This is a genomic window from Arthrobacter sp. LFS091 (assembly GCF_047977885.1).
Classification (GTDB): domain Bacteria; phylum Actinomycetota; class Actinomycetes; order Actinomycetales; family Micrococcaceae; genus Arthrobacter.
Map to the genome: position 1 here is coordinate 31125 of NZ_JBFPFP010000002.1, position 17705 is coordinate 48829.

The following is a 17705-nucleotide window of genomic DNA, read 5'->3' on the forward strand; positions in this document are numbered from 1 at the left end:
GCATGCGCACCCGTTACACGCTTGGGGCGGGCATCGGACCCGATAAAGTGTTGGCCGTGGTGCAAAAAGCGGAACGGGTGGGCTCTCCCCGGAGTCGGGGCGGGAAACCCGTTGGCAACATCACCCGTGGCACCACCAACCCCAACCGGATGCGCCGCCTGGATCGTTGGCTGGCCGGGCCACAGGCGTGGCGGCTGCGCGCCGCCGTCGAGCCCTTGGTGGTGGACCTGGGCTACGGCGCTTCGCCGACCACCGCCGTCGAGCTTTTTGAACGGCTCCAGGCCGTCCGCCCGGATGTGCGGGTCTGCGGGATCGAGATCGAACCGGTGCGGGTGCGGATCGCTAAGGCCCTCGAACGGCCAGGGCTGAGCTTCCACGTGGGCGGCTTCGAGCTCCCCGTGCCCGGCAATCCAGTGTTGGTCCGGGCCTTCAACGTGCTGCGGCAATACGAGGAGGCCGACGTCAAAGACATCTGGGCCTTGGTGCAGTCCCGGTTGGCCCCCGGGGGCCTGTTCATTGATGGAACGTGCGATGAAATCGGCAGGCGCGTCACGTGGGTGGCGCTGGATCCGGAGCGACCGTTGAGCTTGAGCTTTTCCGTGCGGTTCGGGAGTTTCGAATTGCCCTCGGAGGTAGCTGAACGGCTTCCCAAGGCACTGATTCACCGCAACGTGCCCGGCGAACCGGTCCATGCTTTCCTGCAGGCCATGGACAAGGCGTGGCTGGAGGCGGCTCCCCTGGCGTCGTTCGGGAACCGGCAGCGCTGGACGGCTATGTGCCGTTCACTGCGCGACGCCGGGTGGCCGCTTCAGGACGGGCCAGCCCGGTGGCGCCTTGGCGAACTTACCGTCGCTTGGGACGCGGTGGCGCCGAAATAACGCTGTTTACCAGGGGCCGTATGGTCCGACGTTGCGGTTGCCGCCGCTGCCGGCTTCCTTGAGCGCGGGACGGACGTCGGCGAGGTAGACGGAGGCTGCGGTCACGGCAGCGATGCCGAACAGGCCAAGCCCGTTGCCTCCAGTGAAGACCGTCAACGCGCCGATGGCGAAAGCGACACCTGTAAGGGCCAGCCAGAACGTCTTGGTGCGCTTGGACGCGGCCACGAACAGCGTGGGCCGGTGCCGCAGGCAGTCCGCGAAAGCCCACACTTCAAGGGCGAGGGCCACCAATCCCAAAATGAAGTAGACCGCGTTGGTGACAATAGCGATCAAGAATTTTCCGTCCACGCCCTTTAGCCTAGCTGTCCAAAGACTTCAGCGCTTGGTCCAGGTCCGACCAGAGGTCTTCGACACTTTCGATCCCGACACTCAACCGGACCAGGTTCTCCGGAACGCTGACCGGCTCAGCCGCGTGCCGGCGTCGACGTTCTATAAGGGACTCCACCCCACCCAACGAGGTGGCGGGGAGCCAAAGCTGCAGGCCCCGGACCAGTTCGTCCGCGGCCTCAGCGCCGCTTCGGTGGTGGTCACCGGCGATCTGGATACACAGGATGGAACCGAAGCCCTTCATCTGATCCTTGGCACGCTGGTGGCCTGGATCGGTGGCCAGACCGGGGAAACGGATGGTTTCCACGCGTGGGTGGGTGCTGAGGCGTTCGGCGAGCGTGGCCGCCGAGGCTTGCGAACGTTCGATCCGCAGCGCCAGCGTACGCAGGCCCCGCAGGGCCAGCCATGCTTCAAAGGGTCCGGCGATGCCGCCGTGGATGATCCGGTGGTGCAGCAGCGTGGCCCGCAGTTCCGGGTTGGACGTCACCAACGCACCGAGGACGACGTCGGAATGCCCGGCGAGGTACTTGGTTACCGAGTGGAGGACGACGTCGGAGCCCAGGCTCAGCGGCTGCTGCACCAAGGGCGTCGAAAAGGTGTTGTCCGTGACGACGAGGGCGCCCACGGCGTGTGCAGCGTCAGTGAGGGCGCGGATGTCGGCGATGCCGAGCATGGGGTTGGTGGGGCTCTCAAGCCAGAGGAGGTCGGCTTTCTTGCCCTCCTCGGGGCTGATCAGGGCCTTGACAGCGTCCGTGTCCGTGATATCAACGGTCCGCAGCTCCAGGAAACCCTTCTCCGCCAACTCGGTGGCCATCACCAATGAGCCCGAGTAGCTGTGTGAAGGCATGACCACTACGCCGCCGGCCGGAACCAGCGAAAGCGCCGAACTGACGGCTGCCAGGCCGGACGCGTAGAGCAGGCCGGGAAGGGATGCGCCCTCGAGCTTCGCCAAGGCATCCTCGAAAGGGTCCCACGTGGGGTTGGCGTAGCGTCCGTAGCCGCGGTCCCCGTCGTTCAGGGAGCCGGTACCGAAGTATGTGGAGGAAAGGACGATGGGCGGATTCACGGGCTCATCATGGGCACGCTCCGGGCGGCCAGCAGCCACCACAACGGTTTCCGGGGACAATTCGGCAGCGCGCTGATCGGAAAGGCTCATGGTTTTAGCGTAGCCGCGGCCAAGGCTGTGGATGAAAGGCGTTACGCGCCTTGATGTCAGTGAAGCTCGGTAGGCTAGACGCGTGAGTATTCCGAGAGCAGGTCTTTTTATCGCCTTCGAAGGCGGGGACGGAGCGGGCAAGTCCACGCAGGCCGCCCGGCTCTCTGACGCCCTTGAGTCACGCGGACTTTCCGTGCTGCGAACCCGCGAACCCGGCGGCACTCCCATTGGCGAGAAACTTCGCTCCCTGGTCCTGGACCACGGACACGGCACCATCGATGCGCGCACCGAAGCCCTCATGTTTGCCGCAGCCCGCGCCGCACACGCCAGCCAGGTCATCCGGCCGGCCCTTGCCGAGGGGACGGTGGTCATCACGGACCGCTACGTCGATTCGTCGGTTGCCTATCAGGGCGCTGGCCGCGGTTTGGGCGCCGAAGGCGTTTTGACCCTTAATGAATGGGCTACTGAAGGGCTGCATCCGGACCTGACAATACTGCTCGACGTCGATCCCGCCGCCGGCCGCCAGCGCCGCACCGCAGGAGACGCCGCCGAGGACCGGCTGGAGTCGGAACCTGACCACTTCCACTCCACTATCCGCCACGCGTTCCTGGACCGGGCAGCGGCGGACCCGTCAAGCTACCTGGTACTGCCGGCGAACGCGGACATCGAGTCGCTGACCGCCAGGATCCTGGACCGGGTGGAGTCGTTGTTGGCTGGCCACGTTCCGGACGTGCCTGTTTCGGACGTGCCTGTTTCGGACGTGCGTCCGTGAGTGTCTGGGACGACCTCCAGGGGCAGGCGCCCGTCGTGGCGCAGCTGAAGCAGGCGGCGCAGGGCGAAACCGGCCTCACGCATGCCTGGCTGTTCACCGGTCCTCCCGGGTCCGGCCGTTCCAATGCAGCCAAAGCGTTCGCTGCTGCCCTGAACTGCGAGCAGGACGACGTCACCCGTCGCGGCTGCGGCGAATGCGCGGCCTGCCACACGATTCTGGGCGAGACGCACTCGGATGTGACGTTCGTGCGGACCGAAAAAGTCACCATTACTATCGACGAAGCCCGCGAACTCGTGTCCAAGGCCGGAGACCGGCCAGCCACGGGCCGTTGGCGGATCATTGTGGTGGAGGATGCGGACCGCATGGCGGAGCGCACCACCAACGTGTTGCTCAAGGCCATCGAGGAACCCACGCCACGCACCATCTGGATGCTGTGTGCCCCTTCGCCGGCCGATGTCCTGGTCACTATCCGGTCGCGATGCCGTCCGGTGAGCCTGCGGCTCCCGCCGGCCTCCGATGTCGCGGACCTCCTGGTAAGGCGCGACGGCGTTGATCGCCAACTTGCGGACCGTGCTGCGCGTGCTGCGCAAAGCCACATCGGTATCGCCAGACGTCTGGCCCGTGACGCCGACGCCAGGGAGCGTCGTTTGGAAACCGTCCGGATTCCCTTGGGGCTCCGGGGCGTCACGGCTGCCGTGATGATGGCCGAGAAACTTGTGAAGATCGCCACCGACGAAGCGAACAGCTCCAATGACGAACGCGACGCGGCAGAGAAGATTGCCCTGCTCGCTAGCCTTGGCGCCCCGGAATCCGGAACGCTGCCGCCCTCCATGCGCAGCCAGGTAAAACAGCTTGAGGATGACCAGAAGCGGCGCGCCAAGCGCTCCATCACGGACTCGCTGGACCGCACTTTGACGGATTTGCTGTCCTTCTACCGGGACGTGCTGATCATCCAGTTGGGGAACGCCGTGGAGCTGGTCAACGTTGAGCTCAAGGGCGAGCTGGAAGAGTACGCCGGTCGTTCAACCCCGGAAACCACCCTTGCCCGGATGGACGCCATCAACAAAGCACGTGTCCGCATCACCACCACCAACGTGGCCCCGCTGTTGGCCGTCGAGTCCATGGCTACCAGCCTCATCCAGCAATAGGAGAATCCATGAAGTCCGCACCACGCCGGTTCGCAGCGCTGTGCGTCGCTCTCGCTTCCTTGCTGGTACTGAGCGCCTGCACCCTTCCGTTCATGCCCACCCCCACGGCCAAGCCGTCCACCAGCACGGTGGACCCGTCCATCGCCGCTTCGGCTCCCAAGGGTTTGGAGAAGTTCTACTCCCAGTCCGTGGAGTGGAGTTCATGCGAGGACGGATTCCACTGCGGCAAAGTCCAGGTGCCCTTGGACTACGCAAACCCCGACGCCGGCGATATCTCGCTGTCCATCATCAAGCTGCCCAGCACCAGCAACAAGCAAGGCACCGTCCTTGTGAATCCTGGCGGACCGGGCGGCTCCGGTGTGGACTTCGTGAAGGACGCAGGCAAGACCCTCCTGACGGAAAAGCTCCGCGCCAACTTTGACGTGGTGGGCTTCGATCCGAGGGGCGTGGGCCGTTCAGCCCCCGTGACCTGCATGACCGATGCCGAACGGGATGCTGCCCGCGCGAAGGTCTTCAGGAAAGACACTGACCAAGGACTTGAAGCCGCTTTTGCCTTCAACAAGACGTTGGCACAGCAGTGTTCCCAGCAAACCGGCGCGGTCCTGGGCCACATAGACACCGTGAGTGCTGCCAAGGACCTGGATGTCCTGCGCGCTGTCATGAACGATGCGAAGCTGAACTACCTGGGCTTCTCCTACGGGACTTTCCTTGGGTCCACCTACGCCTCGCTCTTCCCGGACAACGTGGGTCGCCTGGTCCTGGACGGGGCCGTGGATCCCTCCATCAGCAATGAAGCCTTGACTGCGGGACAGGCAAAGGCCTTCGAACGGGCCATCCACACCTACGTGGCCAACTGCCAGCAGCAAAACTCGTGCCCGCTCAGCGGGTCCGTGGACAACGGCGTCCAGGAGATCAGGGACCTCATCAACGCCGTGGACCAAAACCCGCAAACGGCGAAGGACGGCCGCCTGGTGACCAGCAACGACTTTGTCAATGGCCTGATCCTGCCGTTGTACAACGACCAAAGCTGGCCAGCCCTCACCCAGGCACTTGACGCTGCGTTTTCCGGCGACGCTTCCCCCATGATGCGGCTCGCAGATCTGGGAGCGGACCGCGAAGCCAACGGCACCTACAGTTCCAACTCCGCCCTCGCGTTCCAAGCCATCAACTGCCTGGACTACCCCATGGTCAGTGATCCCGCCGCAATGCGGGCAGAGGAAGCCCAGCTCAAGCTGGACTCCCCCACGTTCGGTTCCTTCTTCGCTTATGGCGGTGTCAACTGCAGGGACTGGCCGTACCCGCACACACGGACACCGGCACCTGTGGAGTACAAGGGATCCGCACCAATCGTGGTGGTAGGCACAACCGGCGACCCCGCAACTCCCCTGGAATGGTCCGAGTCGTTGCGCAAACAGCTGGGAACCGCATCCCTGGTCACATGGGAAGGTGAGGGGCACACCGCCTACGGCCGCAGCAACACCTGCGTCAGCAACGCCGTCGACGACTACTTTGTCGACGGGAAGCTGCCGCAGGATGGCCTGAAATGCTAGAGGTGCCTGGCTTCGCGCTTTTCCACCAGGAGCGGGAGCTGCTTGATGGAGTCCACCACGGCGGTTGCGCCGGCAGCGCGCAGGGTGGCCTCCGAATGCGAGCCGGTCAGCACGCCGGCGATGAGCGACGCCCCTGAACGTACGCCCGACACCATGTCCGAACTCGTGTCCCCGACTACGGCCACCTCCCGGACATCGTCGAGATCCAACGCGAGCACGGCCGTCAGGATCATGTCCGGGTAGGGTCGGCCCCGTCCGGCGTCCGCGGGGCACAGGCTAAGATCCGCGAGCCCCATCCAGCCGAGCGATTCAAGCACGGTATTCTGCGTGTGGCGGCCAAAGCCGGTGGCAAGGCAGATCTGCATGCCGGATTCACGCATCCACAGGATGGCGTCCTCCGCCCCCGGAATGGCGCGTACGCCGCCGTCGTCGATCATCTCGTCGTAGGCCTTCTCGAAGACCTTGTTGGCGCTCTCTGCGGTGGCTGCATCCTCAAAAAGGTGGCTGAATACCGTCATTTTCGAGAATCCCATAGTGTCGCGGGCGTAACCAAGCATGCTCTCGAACCGGCTGCTGCCGGGTTCTATGCCATGTTCCACTAGTGCCCGGGACATGGCCCGCTCCGTACGGCCGTCGTCGGTGATGGTGGTGCCCACCATGTCCACCACCGCGAGCCGCAGCCTGTTGGGTGTGTGGCTGGCGTCCGTGATCAATGCGTCCCCGGTCATTGGGCGGCTCCTTCGGCTTGTGTGCGTGGCACGGTTGGTTCCCCAGCTTCAGGCCGCCGGGAGACCGCAGCCTGAACCCGGCCCGACATGCGGGTGAACATCCCCGCAACGGCCGCCGCCGCCCTCGTTTTGACCCGGGCGCGCTGCCTCTATTACAGTTATGTCTTGCGTGATCGCCCGGGAAACCGGTGATGAACGCGGTGCTTCCTTAGCTCAGTCGGTAGAGCGTTTCACTCGTAATGAAAAGGTCATCAGTTCGATTCTGATAGGAAGCTCTGAGCAAGCCCCGGCCAGCCCTTACTTTAGGACTGGCCGGGGCTTTTTGCTGCTTAAGGCCCGTAAGCCTGACGTGGAGCGACCTCGCACGTGCCCGTACCGCCGTGGTTCCACCCTTCAGATGGGCGCTGTTCACCATCGCGCCACTTCCGGTTAATTACCCATAAGTAACTTTGGAGTTCCTGTTGAGACCCCAACCTTAAGAGGCCCCCATGAGCTCCAAAACCACCCGGCGCGCCATCACAACGGTCGCGTCCCTGATACTTGCCGCAGCGGCGATCGCCAGCACCACGGCAGCGCAGGCCAATGAACCGGGCAAGGGCGCAAGCCCCGCGGAAACCGGAACCCACCACGAAACGGATACCGCACTGGCCGACGCCTTCAACCACGTCGACCGAAACACCGCCTGGCAGCAGACCTCCAAGTTGAAGCTGAACTTCCCGACCTATCACACCGAAGGAATTGCCTACACCCAGGACCACATCTTCCTCTCTGCCGTGCAGATCACGGAACCCACCGTCAAATACACGGCACCGCAGGACGGTTACGACCGCACCCCTGGCAAGGGCATCGGCCACCTGTTCGTCATGGACCGGTCCGGGAACCTGCAACAAGACATCATCCTGGGCGAGGGCGACATGTACCACCCCGGCGGCATCGACTTTGACGGAACCAATGTTTGGGTTCCCGTCGCCCAATACCGACCCAACAGCAGCGCCATCATCTACAAGGTCGACGCCACGACCCTGGCTGTGCACAAGCAGTTCGAGGTCAAAGACCACTTCGGTGGCATCGTCCTGGACAAGCAGACCGGCCACCTGGTCGGCAACACCTGGGGCTCGCGCCGGTTCGCCGAATGGGACCTCCAGGGCAAGGAACTGTCCACTTGGGAGAACCCGAACTACTTCATCGACTACCAGGACTGCCAGTACGTCCCCAACGCCAAAATGCTCTGCGCCGGGGTAACCAACCTCCCGCAGACCCCCGCTGCCGGCGGCACCACGGCAACCTACGAACTTGGCGGCATGGCCATGATTGACCTCAAATCCCACGAGGTATCCCGCGAGGTGCCGTTCCAGAAATGGTCCACCGCCGGGCACGTGGCCACCCGCAACCCGTTCAAGATGACCGCCGACGGGAGCCACCTCACCATGAAGGTCGCCCCGGACAACGGCGAAGAAGGCAACGGCACCGAAATCCTCACCTACGAAGCCGACGTCGCGCCCGCCAAGTAACACCCCCAAGACCCGCCGCCCCGCGGCAACCCACACCCAAACTGAACGATTGGATACCCCATGCCTATTCAGGCACCCGTTACCCGCAAACGAGTGGCCGCCGCGACCGGCGCGGCCGCCCTCGCCGCCTCAGCCCTAGCGGCCGGACTGGTCGGATTCGGCGTGGCCCCGGCCACCGCCCTTGAAGCCCAGGGCGATACCGCCACGCCTATCAAACATGTGGTGGTGCTCTTCCAGGAGAACGTCTCCTTTGACCACTACTTCGCGACGTACCCCAACGCGGCGAACATTCCGGGCGAGGCCCAGCAGGGCTCCGGCACACCGGCTGCCGCATTTAAGGCATCCGAGGACACACCGAAGGAAATCAATACTCTCGCCAAGGCTGGCCTGCTGGCTCCGAACAACCCCAACTCGGTCCAACCGGCGCGGCTGTCCCCGATGCAGGCTGTCACCTGCGACCAGGACCACGAGTACACCGCCGAACAGAAGGCGTACAACGGCGGGCTGATGGATAAGTTCGTGGAGTTCACCAGCAAGGATGCATGTGCACCGAACCAGTACGGGCGCCCCGGGCTGACCATGGACTACTACGACGGCAACACCGTCACCGGAATCTGGAACTACGCCCAGAACTACGCCATGAGCGACAACCACTTCAGCACCGTCTTCGGGCCTTCCACCCCCGGCGCGCTGAACCTGGTCTCCGGCCAGACCCACGGTGTCAAGGAATTCACGGCAGCCGGCCAGCCTGTGAACCCCACCGCCAGCGACTACACGGTCCGCGTCCCCGACTCCAACGGCGTCGGGACCATGATCAATGACCCGGACCCGGTCTACGACGACTGCTCCAACAACAGCCACGCCAAGACCAGCAACCTCGCCGGCATGACCGGCAAGAACATCGGCGACCTGCTCAACGACCAGGGCGTGTCCTGGGGCTGGTTCCAGGGCGGCTTCGCACCCACCGCCGCGGCAACCGCAACGACGCCCGCTGCCTGCAAGAGCACCCATAACAACGTCGCCGGAGTCTCCAGCACGGACTACAACCCCCACCACCAGCCCTTCCAGTACTACGCCTCCACTGCCAACCCCCACCACCTGGCCCCAGCCTCCGACGCGGAAATCGGGCACAACGGCCAGGCGAACCACCAATACGACCTCACCGACTTCACCAAGGTCGTCAACAGCGACAACATGCCCGCCGTGTCCTTCCTGAAAGCCTCCAACTACCAGGACGGCCACGCCTCATACTCAGACACGGTCGATGAGCAGAACTTCATCACCAAGACCGTCAACGAGATCCAGCAGTCCAAAAACTGGGACAGCACCGCCGTCGTTCTCGCCTACGACGACTCCGACGGCTGGTACGACCACGTCGCCGCCCAGCCCAAGAACGCCTCCAACAGCCCCGACGACGCCGCCTGGTGCCAGAACGCCGCGGCCAACGGCGTCCCCATCGCCGGCGGGTACGCTGACCGCTGCGGCCCCGGCCCGCGCCAACCGCTCGTAGTCATCTCCCCCTATGCCAAGAAAAACTTCGTGGACCACAACGAAACCGACCAGGCCTCGATCCTGCGCTTTATCGAAGACAACTGGCATACCGGCCAGATCGGCGACGCCTCAGCGGACGCCGCCGCCGGAACCATGAACGCCATGTTCAACTTCCACCACGAACGCAACGACAACGTCCTGCTCAACGAACAGACCGGCGCCATCGCCAACATCACCCACAAAGGCCACGACAACAAGCGCAACTAGGCGCCACCCGACCCACTTTGGAGAACCCATGAAATACACGAAGCTGCTGACCGCGGCCGCCATTACCGCCGGCCTCGCCCTGGGAACATCCCTCCCGGCCCACGCCTCGGACACCAACCCCCACGGCACCGACAACCACTTTGACCTGCAAGCGCACCGCGGCGGCATCGGCCTGACCGTCGAATCCACGCTCGCCTCTTTCGCCAAGGGCATCGAGACCGGCGTGTCCACCCTGGAGATGGACCTGCAGATCACCAAGGACGGCCGGGAGGTCATCACCCACGACCGGAAGATCAGCGGCCAGAAATGCAAAGACACCGCACCCGTCACCCCGGGTGACCCGTCCTACCCGTACGTCGGCAAGTACATCAAGGACCTCACCTTCGACCAGGTCCGCAGCCTGGACTGCGGCTCCCAGACACTGCCCCAGTTCCCCGGCCAACAGCCCTCCCCGGGTGCGAAGATGCCCACCCTCGCCGAAGTATTCGACCTCGCCAACCGTTACCGGGCCAGCCAGGTCAAGTTCAACATCGAAACCAAGGTCGAAGCCGGCGCACCCGAAGAGACCGCCCCGCGCGAACAGTTCGTCGAGGTGGCCCTGCGCGAAATCAACAAAGCACACATGGCAGAACGCGTCTCCATCGAAAGCTTCGACTGGGGCTCGCTGCGCCTGGTGAAGGAACGCCAGCCCGGCATCCGCACCGTCGCACTGACCAACAAGGACTTCCTCCAGGTCGGACAACCGGGCAAATCCCCCTGGCTCGGCGGAATCGACGCGGACGACTTCGGCGGGGACCTGGTGGACGCTGCCGCTTCCCTCGGCTTCGACGCTATCTCTCCCGTCCACGGCACACCACAGAACGGCACCGTCACAGACCCTGGCTACGTGCCCTACGTGAACGCCGACATGGTGACCCGCGCCCACGCCAAGGGAATGCAAGTCATCCCATGGACGGTCGATGACAAACCAACGATGCGCAAACTCATGGACGACGGCGTGGACGGCGTCATCACCGACTACCCGGACCAGCTGCGGGACGTGATGGCCGAACGGTCCCTGAAGCTGCCCAAGCAATACACCCTGCAACCGGGCATGTCAGCCGCCAAGTAGCCCGACGCAGGTCTTCATTGACCGCGGCTTCGAGTTACCAGACTTGCCAACCAGATACTAAGACTGCTTAGTATGGAGGCGGCCGAACACGATCGGCTGCCGAACCAGAGGAGGAAACACCATGGGACTGGGCGACAAGATTGAGAACGCTGCCGAAAAGGCAGGCGGCAAGGGCAAGGAAGCTGCAGGCAACGCCACCGGCGACGAAAGCCTGAAGGCTGAGGGCCAGACTGACCAAGCCAAGGGCGATCTGAAGCAGGCCGGCGAAAAGGTCAAGGACGCTTTCAAGGACTGACAAGACATCACGGGAAAGGCGCGCTCAGCGAACGGGCGCGCCTTTTTCGTGCCTGCAGCTGGCTGGGTTGGAGCAGCAGACTATGCGCAGGCAGCCCGGCGCATGCGCCCCTCAGTTCCCCAGCCGGGACAACAAAACCGCGACGGCGGCAGAGACTCCCCCGGCCAGTGAACCTTCCAGCTCGGGAGCGAAGAACGGCGAGTGGTTGACCGGGACAGGCCCTTCAAGCCCGGCAACCGGCGTCCCACCGAACATCCAAAACACCGACGGAACACCGATCGCAGTGCCGAGGTGCCCGAAGTCCTCGCTGCCCATCATCGGAGGAGTGATTTCCACCGACTCGGCCCCCAACGCCAGCCGCAGCGCCTCCAGCACGGGAGGAACGGCGTCGGGGTCGTTGAAGCACTGCGGGAAACGGTACATTTCCTCGATGTCCGGCCCGGGTGCACCTGACGCGGCGGCCTCGGCCGTAACGATGCGACGGACCGCGGCAAGGACCTGGCGACGGACGTCCTCATCGAACGTGCGAATGTTGAGCGTGAACTCGGCCGAGGCCGGAATGATGTTCTCCTTAAGGCCGGCATGGAAGGTCCCAACGGTGACGACGGCGGACTTCCGCGGGTCGATCTCGCGGGACACGATCCCCTGCAACCGGGTGACCATGTGTGCGGCCATGACGATCGGATCAATGGAATCCTGCGGCTGTGAGCCGTGTGATTGCTGCCCATGTACGGTGACCCTGAGTGAATCGGCCATGGCAGCGACCGGTCCGCTGGAGATCGCGACAGTGCCCACCGGACGTGGCATGACGTGCTGCCCGAACACCACTTCCGGCTTCGGCGCCTTGTCCCACAGTCCGTCGTCGAGCATGGCAAGCGCGCCGGCTGCAGTCTCCTCGCCGGGCTGGAAGATCAGCACCAGCGTTCCTGACCAGACGTCCCGGTTGTCTGTAAGCACTTCGGCGGCACCCAACAGGCTGGCCACGTGCGTGTCGTGGCCGCAACCGTGCATGACGGGAACCACCGTGCCATCCGGAAGCGTGCCAGTGTCCGTGCTTGCATAGTGGAGGCCGGTTGCTTCCTCGATGGGAAGGCCATCGGAGTCGGCGCGGAAGGCCACCACTGGTCCGTCGCCGTTCCGCAGGACGCCCACAACACCGGTTCCTCCGCAGCGGAAGTGCTCGATGCCGAGCCCGTCCAGCTGCTCCTCGATCAGGGTGGCGGTGGCGAACTCCTGCATGGACAGCTCCGGGTGTGCGTGGAGGTGCCGGTACAACTCGTGGAGCTTGGCTGTCTGGTTGGCGTCGAGCATGGGGAGGGTAGCTGTGGCTGTCATTTGTCCTGTCTTCCTTCGCGGGTGATGGCTCTGTTCTGTGCGCTGCTGCTACTCAATGTGGATGGGCTTCGCCTCAGCGATGGTGGCCTTGTTGCGGAAGAACCAGGCCAACAGGATGGTCCCCAGAACGGCGATGGCGGTGGAAACCATGGCGAGTGACGGCACCAGCGGCAACACCACGAACACGACGACGGCCGAGACCAGCAGGGCGAACACGGTGGTGCGGGGCTGCTTCATGGACACGAAGGCCTGGACCAGCACGGCACCCAGCACAGTGGGCAGCACATACAAGCGGGTGACCATCAAAACCGAAGGCGGGATGACGCTGATCAACCACGTGCCCAGGAGCCCAACAAAGATCGCCAGCGAGGTCAGGTGGACTACCGCGGCGCCGCAGATGGCGACGACGGCGGCAAGTTCAGCCCGCTTGCTGCCCGGCTTTGCGCCGATGTTGGTTTGGGCGATCAGCGCGGCTGGCAGGAGCTTGTTGGAGATGTTGCCGATCATGAACGCCTGGTACATCGCGGCTGGCCCCAGGATCGGATAGTACGTGAGCGGCTCGACGATCCAGATGATGCCGAACGTTGCAGCGACGGCCGCAAAAGCGACCCAGAGCTGCGCCGGTCCAATATCGAGGCCGGTGGCGAAGACAAGGTACAGCGGACCGGCAACGGAAATCAGCAGGCCGGCGATCATGGTGATTTGGCCCCAGCGGGACGTGGTGCGGTTGAAGTCCGCCATGGAGGCGGTGCTGGTGGTGGTGGGATCAGAGGTGATGGAAGACATGGGGTGTTCCTTTCGTGCCCGGGTCAGGTGCCGGTGTGGAGGACGACGGCGGCGGGCCGGCTCAGGCGCCGGCGGCCAGATAAGCGGCGGCCAGGCCGATGACGATGGAAATCCCGAGACCCCACTCCCGCAGCCAGCTCTTGCCCAACTTCTTGGCCAGCAGGAGGCAGGTCCCCATAACGGCCGCGGAGACGATGAAGGACAGCACATGGATGCCGGACTTGGGCAACTCGGTGAGCCCCAGGCAGGAGAAAGCTCCGATCAGTGCCGCCGCCGGGACGATGGCCATGGCCGCGGGGTTGATGGAGCGGATCTTGGCGTCGCCTTTGCGCAGCAGCGGCGTCAGAATGAGGGTGGCGAGCATCCACATGGCTCCGCCGATGCTCATGGCGAAGAACGCGACGGCGAAGACACTTTGCGTATAAGTGGCGTCCCCAAGCTTGGCGCCCATGGACCCTGCTGCGATGCCGGCGGCCGAAACGTCGTAGGCCGCGGAGCCGATCAGGCCGATACGGGACAGGACCGCCGGGGCTCCGAAAAGGCCCAGGAGGGCAATGGCTACAAGGGAGACAGCCAGGGAAGGGCCAATGGCCGATACGGCGCCCGAACGGAATGAGGTTTTGATGTCCTGCGTACTCATGTCCACGGAGGGGGCTGCGCGTCGGGCCGCTTTCATGAAGATCACGGATTGGATGATGATGACGCCGAAGACGCCGGCCACGCAGATCCACAGCACGGGATTGTTGGCGATGGCCATGATGTCGGTGGAGTCAGTGGGGGCGAGGGGTTGAAGTGCCAGGGGTTGGAACAAAGGAACCTCCGGGTGTTGGCCCCGCGGCAACTCCGTGACCGAACCACGCTGTGCGGTATGCGGCGCCGTAGGGCTAATCCTTACCCTCCGACCAGATCGGCCAGCGGGTTACCAACACCTTCTGCTATGAGCCGGATCACACACAATAGCTGACGGAATCAGCCACATGAATGGCCGAATCGGTCAAAGCTTGCCATCACTCGATCGCGGCTTCCCTACCTCGGTGTGACCCGGCACACTTTCAGGCAGTAGACATCCAGCAAAGGAGCACCATGTCCGACACCATTGGCGAGCTGTCCGCCGTCGAACTTTCCGCAGCAATCCGGGGGAAGAAAATCTCGGCGCGGGAAGCGTTGGCCGATCACCTGGACCGCATTGCCGAAGTGAACCCCGTGATCAACGCCGTGGTGACCCTGGACGCCGACGGCGCCCAGGAGTTGGCCCATCGCGCCGACCAGCTGACGGCTTCGGGGGCTGACCTGCCGCCCCTCCACGGCCTGCCCATGACGCACAAGGACACGAACAACACCGCCGGGATGCGCACCACCCAGGGCTCCCTCGCCTTGCGCGACTTCGTACCCGACGCCGACGACCTCATCATCGCGCGGCTCAAGGCAGCCGGCGTGGTCAGCACAGGGAAGTCGAATGTTCCCGAGTTCGGCGCGGGCTCGCACACGTTCAACGACCTCTTCGGCACCACTACCAATCCCTACGCACCAACCCTGAGTGCCGGAGGCAGCAGCGGCGGGGTGGCCGCCGTCGTAGCCTCCCGCGTCCAAAGCATCGGCGACGGCAGCGACATGGGCGGTTCGCTGCGCATCCCGGCTTCCTTCTGCAACGTGGTGGGTTTCAGGCCGTCGACGGCGGTCATCCCCATGCCGTCCGATGTCAACGCCTTCGCGTGGCTGGGAAGGACCGGACCGATGGCCCGGAGCGTGGAGGACATTGCGTTGTTCATGTCCGTCACGGCAGGCAAGGATCCGCGGGTTCCGCACCCTGAGGGCCTGGATCCTGAGGTTTTCCGCTCCAGCATGGAGACGGACATGCGCGGCGTGCGGATCGGCTGGTCCCGCGACTTTGGCATCGGCGTGCCTGTGGAGCCCGAAATCGTGGAACATCTGGAACGGCAGCTTTCCGTTTTCGAGGAACTCGGGGCGATCGTGGAAGAAGCGACTCCCGATTTCAGCGAAGCGGACCTGGTGTTTGGCAACACGCGCGCCATGGACTTCGCTGCTGGCCTGGGGCCCCTCCTGGCTCGCGCGGGGGACGTGATCAAGCCTGAAGTGCACTGGAATGTGGAAAAGGGGTTCGCGTTGACGGCCCGGGACCTCATTGAAACCGCGGCAGCCCGGACCCGGTTGGAACGTGGCATCCAGGACTTCTTTGGCCGATACGATCTGTTCGCCAGCCCGTGCGCCCAGGTGCTCCCCTTCGACGCCGCCCTCCGCTACCCCTTGGACGTTGCCGGCGTACCCTCCGAGACCTATCTGGATTGGATGCGATCGGCCTGCCTCCTCTCGGCCACCGGCCTTCCTGTGCTCAGCGTGCCGGCGGGATTCAGTTCCTCCGGGCTGCCCATCGGCCTCCAGCTGGCCAGCAACCACTACACGGATATGCAGCTGCTCCGCTACGGCCATGCCTTCGAGCAGCGGACCCGGTACGCCGCCGTCGCGCCTGTTGTGAAAGCCGAGCCCGTCACCACGGCGAGCGCATGACCCGTCCCCCGCGCTTTCGCGCGTCCAGCAGGATCGACACGTCCACGCCGGTGGCCTCCTGGGCCCACTCAGAGTCCGTGATGAAACGGTAAAGGGAGGACATGTCCTCCACAGTGACGTCGGCCATGATCTGGTAATTGCCGGCGATCGCGGCGGCATACCGGACCGTGGGAAGTTCAGCGAGGCTCTTTCCTACACGCTCAACGTGCTGCGGCGAAGCCCTGATCCAGAGCAGCGCCTCAACAGCCAGGCCAAAGGACGCAGGCTCAACAATCGCCCGCACATGGACCTGGTTGTTGGTCAGCAGCCATTCGCTTCGCCGCCGCGCGGTGGCCTCCGACACCCCTACCCGACGCCCCAGCGCTTCGAAGCTCATCCTGCCATCAGCGCACAGTGCGTCGATGAGTTCGTTATCCTGGCGGCTCATGTGCTGCTGCCTGACCAGGATGCCGGAGTCCTGCGCGAGGTTCGAACGCAACGCCTCGGCCTTATCTGCCGGAAGGACTTCCGGCCGCCAGCCGCGAATCGTGCGGAAGTATCGGAGCACCGGATAGCTGGTCGAATCCCTGAGCCCAATGGTGGATGGGAGTTCATCTGACAGGACGTCCCCCATCCGGCCCGTTTCGGTGAGGACTTCGGCCACGCAGTCGCCCGTGCCCGTTGTGGTGTAGACGAACGTGGTGTCACCGCGCTGGGAAAGTGCATTCGCGGCTGCGCGCACTGTCCCGGGCAGGCACCGCATCTCCACCAACACCACCGCGGGCCTTGGCCGGATTCCCACTACCGCTACGGCACCGGACTCCAGCAGCTGCGATCCGCGGCGGGCCACAGTCCGCTCGGCCTCACCCAGGACGGCGGCCATCTTGCGCCAGGGACACCGGGGATCCAGCTGCAGGGCAGCCACGATCTGCCGCTCCAATGCGTCAAACACCGCCATGCAGGCTCCGTCCGGTCTGTGCTGGTGAACTGGGCGTATGCGCCCGGGGGCTCCTCCGGGCAACTGCCGAGAGGGGTTCCTGCCACAGTTTAGGGACAACTGCGGGCAGAAACACGTCGAGGCCGACGGCGGGAGGCATGACAGCGCGCATGAACCCTTACGCTGTCTTGGAGGACGGGCAAGGCGCCATTGTCATCAGCCTCGACAACTACTGTCCTTGACGACGACCCAGGAGACATTCACTGCATGGAACCGTACGGACATCCGCCACCTCAACCGTTTCCCGGCCAGCATCACCAGCAGCGCCCGCAGTACGACCCGCCACAGCAGTACGGCCCACCACAGCAGTACGGCCCGCTACAGCCCAAAAAGAAGAGCAAACTCGGGTGGATTCTCGGTGGCATCGGCATTTTCGTGCTGATCCTCCTGTTCGCGGGGTGCTCCGCCCTGGTCAACTCCATCAACGGCGGTGGGAGCCACGCCGAGAAGGCCAAAGCTGTCATGGCCGCGGCCGACAATGCACCGGAGGGCGACTGGGTTCTCACGCACCGGAGCGATCCGAAGGTAGAGGCCGGCTGTCTCTCCATCGACACCGCCTGCATTAGACTCCGGGCCGAGTGGAGGGTTGATCATCCCGTCAGCCTCAACGACGTTGCCACCCGCATAGGGATGGACGTCAGCAAATCGAAGCTGTCAGAGGACGGCTGCATCAAAGAAAACGACCGCGACGGAGGCGGCACGGACGAAGTATGCATAGTGGAAGAAGAATGGCCCGCGGACGGCTATCGGGTCATCCTTAACATGTCCCGGCGGTAGGCCGACGCAGC

General features: G+C 64.3%; 17 protein-coding genes and 1 tRNA gene. 11 read left to right on the forward strand and 7 right to left on the reverse strand.

Going from position 1 to position 17705, the window contains the following annotated elements; all coding sequences use genetic code 11:
* The first annotated feature begins 56 nt into the window (after positions 1-56).
* Positions 57-878 (forward strand): class I SAM-dependent methyltransferase, encoded by an 822-nt coding sequence (locus ACNQOP_RS02940; protein WP_257370351.1) that lies wholly within the window; start codon positions 57-59, stop codon positions 876-878.
* A 6-nt stretch (positions 879-884) separates the two neighbouring features.
* On the opposite strand, the gene ACNQOP_RS02945 is transcribed toward ACNQOP_RS02940, so the two are convergent.
* Together ACNQOP_RS02945 and ACNQOP_RS02950 are read right to left on the reverse strand one after the other, a co-directional pair.
* Positions 885-1226: a DUF2516 family protein gene (locus ACNQOP_RS02945; RefSeq protein WP_257370352.1), complete on the reverse strand. Its 342-nt coding sequence runs from the start codon at positions 1224-1226 to the stop codon at positions 885-887.
* 10 nt (positions 1227-1236) lie between these two features.
* Positions 1237-2421 carry a trans-sulfuration enzyme family protein gene (locus ACNQOP_RS02950; protein WP_257370353.1) on the reverse strand — a complete coding sequence of 395 codons (1185 nt, stop codon included), beginning with the start codon at positions 2419-2421 and terminating at the stop codon, positions 1237-1239.
* 82 nt (positions 2422-2503) lie between these two features.
* On the opposite strand from ACNQOP_RS02950, the gene tmk reads away from it, so the two are divergent.
* Genes tmk through ACNQOP_RS02965 form a run of 3 tightly spaced genes read left to right on the forward strand, consistent with a single transcriptional unit; the run spans position 2504 to position 5891 of the window.
* The gene (tmk, locus tag ACNQOP_RS02955; protein WP_257370354.1) at positions 2504-3193 is read left to right on the forward strand and encodes a dTMP kinase; all 690 of its coding nucleotides are present in this window, start codon (positions 2504-2506) and stop codon (positions 3191-3193) included.
* The gene (locus ACNQOP_RS02960) at positions 3190-4341 is read left to right on the forward strand and encodes a DNA polymerase III subunit delta' (RefSeq protein ID WP_211711397.1); all 1152 of its coding nucleotides are present in this window, start codon (positions 3190-3192) and stop codon (positions 4339-4341) included. Before tmk ends, ACNQOP_RS02960 begins: the two co-directional genes overlap by 4 nt.
* Positions 4342-4349: 8 nt before the next feature.
* Positions 4350-5891 (forward strand): alpha/beta hydrolase, encoded by a 1542-nt coding sequence (locus ACNQOP_RS02965; RefSeq protein WP_257370355.1) that lies wholly within the window; start codon positions 4350-4352, stop codon positions 5889-5891.
* Here the strand turns inward: ACNQOP_RS02965 and ACNQOP_RS02970 are convergent.
* The gene (locus ACNQOP_RS02970; protein ID WP_257370356.1) at positions 5888-6619 is read right to left on the reverse strand and encodes an HAD family hydrolase; all 732 of its coding nucleotides are present in this window, start codon (positions 6617-6619) and stop codon (positions 5888-5890) included. The genes ACNQOP_RS02965 and ACNQOP_RS02970 overlap by 4 nt on opposite strands.
* A 202-nt stretch (positions 6620-6821) precedes the next feature.
* Here ACNQOP_RS02970 and ACNQOP_RS02975 point away from each other — a divergent pair.
* The 5 genes from ACNQOP_RS02975 to ACNQOP_RS02995 all read left to right on the forward strand — a co-directional run bounded on the left by ACNQOP_RS02975 (position 6822) and on the right by ACNQOP_RS02995 (position 11294).
* Positions 6822-6894, forward strand: a tRNA-Thr gene (locus ACNQOP_RS02975).
* A 213-nt stretch (positions 6895-7107) separates the two neighbouring features.
* Positions 7108-8130: a DUF6454 family protein gene (locus ACNQOP_RS02980; protein WP_416403276.1), complete on the forward strand. Its 1023-nt coding sequence runs from the start codon at positions 7108-7110 to the stop codon at positions 8128-8130.
* Positions 8131-8190: 60 nt separating this feature from the next.
* Positions 8191-9888, forward strand: a complete 1698-nt coding sequence (locus ACNQOP_RS02985) for a phospholipase C (protein ID WP_416403277.1) — start codon at positions 8191-8193, stop codon at positions 9886-9888.
* 28 nt (positions 9889-9916) lie between these two features.
* Entirely contained in the window at positions 9917-10999 is a 1083-nt protein-coding gene (locus tag ACNQOP_RS02990) for a glycerophosphodiester phosphodiesterase (protein WP_416403279.1), read from the forward strand.
* A 121-nt stretch (positions 11000-11120) separates the two neighbouring features.
* On the forward strand, positions 11121-11294 hold the full coding sequence (locus ACNQOP_RS02995; protein ID WP_211711403.1) for a CsbD family protein: 174 nt from the start codon (positions 11121-11123) through the stop codon (positions 11292-11294).
* A 111-nt stretch (positions 11295-11405) separates the two neighbouring features.
* On the opposite strand, the gene ACNQOP_RS03000 is transcribed toward ACNQOP_RS02995, so the two are convergent.
* From ACNQOP_RS03000 to ACNQOP_RS03010, 3 genes are all read right to left on the reverse strand, one after another.
* Positions 11406-12629: an amidohydrolase gene (locus ACNQOP_RS03000; protein ID WP_416403280.1), complete on the reverse strand. Its 1224-nt coding sequence runs from the start codon at positions 12627-12629 to the stop codon at positions 11406-11408.
* Between the two features lie 48 nt (positions 12630-12677).
* Positions 12678-13415 carry a hypothetical protein gene (locus ACNQOP_RS03005; protein WP_416403281.1) on the reverse strand — a complete coding sequence of 246 codons (738 nt, stop codon included), beginning with the start codon at positions 13413-13415 and terminating at the stop codon, positions 12678-12680.
* A gap of 61 nt (positions 13416-13476) precedes the next feature.
* Positions 13477-14226, reverse strand: coding sequence for a DUF5058 family protein (locus ACNQOP_RS03010; RefSeq protein WP_257370362.1), 750 nt, complete (start codon positions 14224-14226; stop codon positions 13477-13479).
* A gap of 272 nt (positions 14227-14498) precedes the next feature.
* Here ACNQOP_RS03010 and ACNQOP_RS03015 point away from each other — a divergent pair, with 272 nt between their 5' ends.
* The gene (locus tag ACNQOP_RS03015; protein ID WP_284985492.1) at positions 14499-15941 is read left to right on the forward strand and encodes an amidase family protein; all 1443 of its coding nucleotides are present in this window, start codon (positions 14499-14501) and stop codon (positions 15939-15941) included.
* Here the strand turns inward: ACNQOP_RS03015 and ACNQOP_RS03020 are convergent.
* A complete protein-coding gene (locus ACNQOP_RS03020; RefSeq protein ID WP_416403282.1) occupies positions 15922-16878 on the reverse strand; it encodes an Lrp/AsnC family transcriptional regulator in 957 nt (318 codons plus the stop codon). The genes ACNQOP_RS03015 and ACNQOP_RS03020 overlap by 20 nt on opposite strands.
* A gap of 246 nt (positions 16879-17124) precedes the next feature.
* On the opposite strand from ACNQOP_RS03020, the gene ACNQOP_RS03025 reads away from it, so the two are divergent.
* Positions 17125-17694, forward strand: coding sequence for a hypothetical protein (locus ACNQOP_RS03025; protein WP_416403283.1), 570 nt, complete (start codon positions 17125-17127; stop codon positions 17692-17694).
* Positions 17695-17705 lie beyond the last annotated feature (11 nt).

Coding starts and splice junctions, on each gene's coding strand:
- ACNQOP_RS02950 (WP_257370353.1), bottom strand. CDS start 2,421: ATGAGCCTTTCCGATCAGCGCGCTGCCGAATTGTCCCCGGAAACCGTT.
- ACNQOP_RS02965 (WP_257370355.1), top strand. CDS start 4,350: ATGAAGTCCGCACCACGCCGGTTCGCAGCGCTGTGCGTCGCTCTCGCT.
- ACNQOP_RS02970 (WP_257370356.1), bottom strand. CDS start 6,619: ATGACCGGGGACGCATTGATCACGGACGCCAGCCACACACCCAACAGG.
- ACNQOP_RS02980 (WP_416403276.1), top strand. CDS start 7,108: ATGAGCTCCAAAACCACCCGGCGCGCCATCACAACGGTCGCGTCCCTG.
- ACNQOP_RS02985 (WP_416403277.1), top strand. CDS start 8,191: ATGCCTATTCAGGCACCCGTTACCCGCAAACGAGTGGCCGCCGCGACC.
- ACNQOP_RS02990 (WP_416403279.1), top strand. CDS start 9,917: ATGAAATACACGAAGCTGCTGACCGCGGCCGCCATTACCGCCGGCCTC.
- ACNQOP_RS02995 (WP_211711403.1), top strand. CDS start 11,121: ATGGGACTGGGCGACAAGATTGAGAACGCTGCCGAAAAGGCAGGCGGC.
- ACNQOP_RS03000 (WP_416403280.1), bottom strand. CDS start 12,629: ATGACAGCCACAGCTACCCTCCCCATGCTCGACGCCAACCAGACAGCC.
- ACNQOP_RS03005 (WP_416403281.1), bottom strand. CDS start 13,415: ATGTCTTCCATCACCTCTGATCCCACCACCACCAGCACCGCCTCCATG.
- ACNQOP_RS03015 (WP_284985492.1), top strand. CDS start 14,499: ATGTCCGACACCATTGGCGAGCTGTCCGCCGTCGAACTTTCCGCAGCA.
- ACNQOP_RS03020 (WP_416403282.1), bottom strand. CDS start 16,878: ATGGCGGTGTTTGACGCATTGGAGCGGCAGATCGTGGCTGCCCTGCAG.
- ACNQOP_RS03025 (WP_416403283.1), top strand. CDS start 17,125: ATGGAACCGTACGGACATCCGCCACCTCAACCGTTTCCCGGCCAGCAT.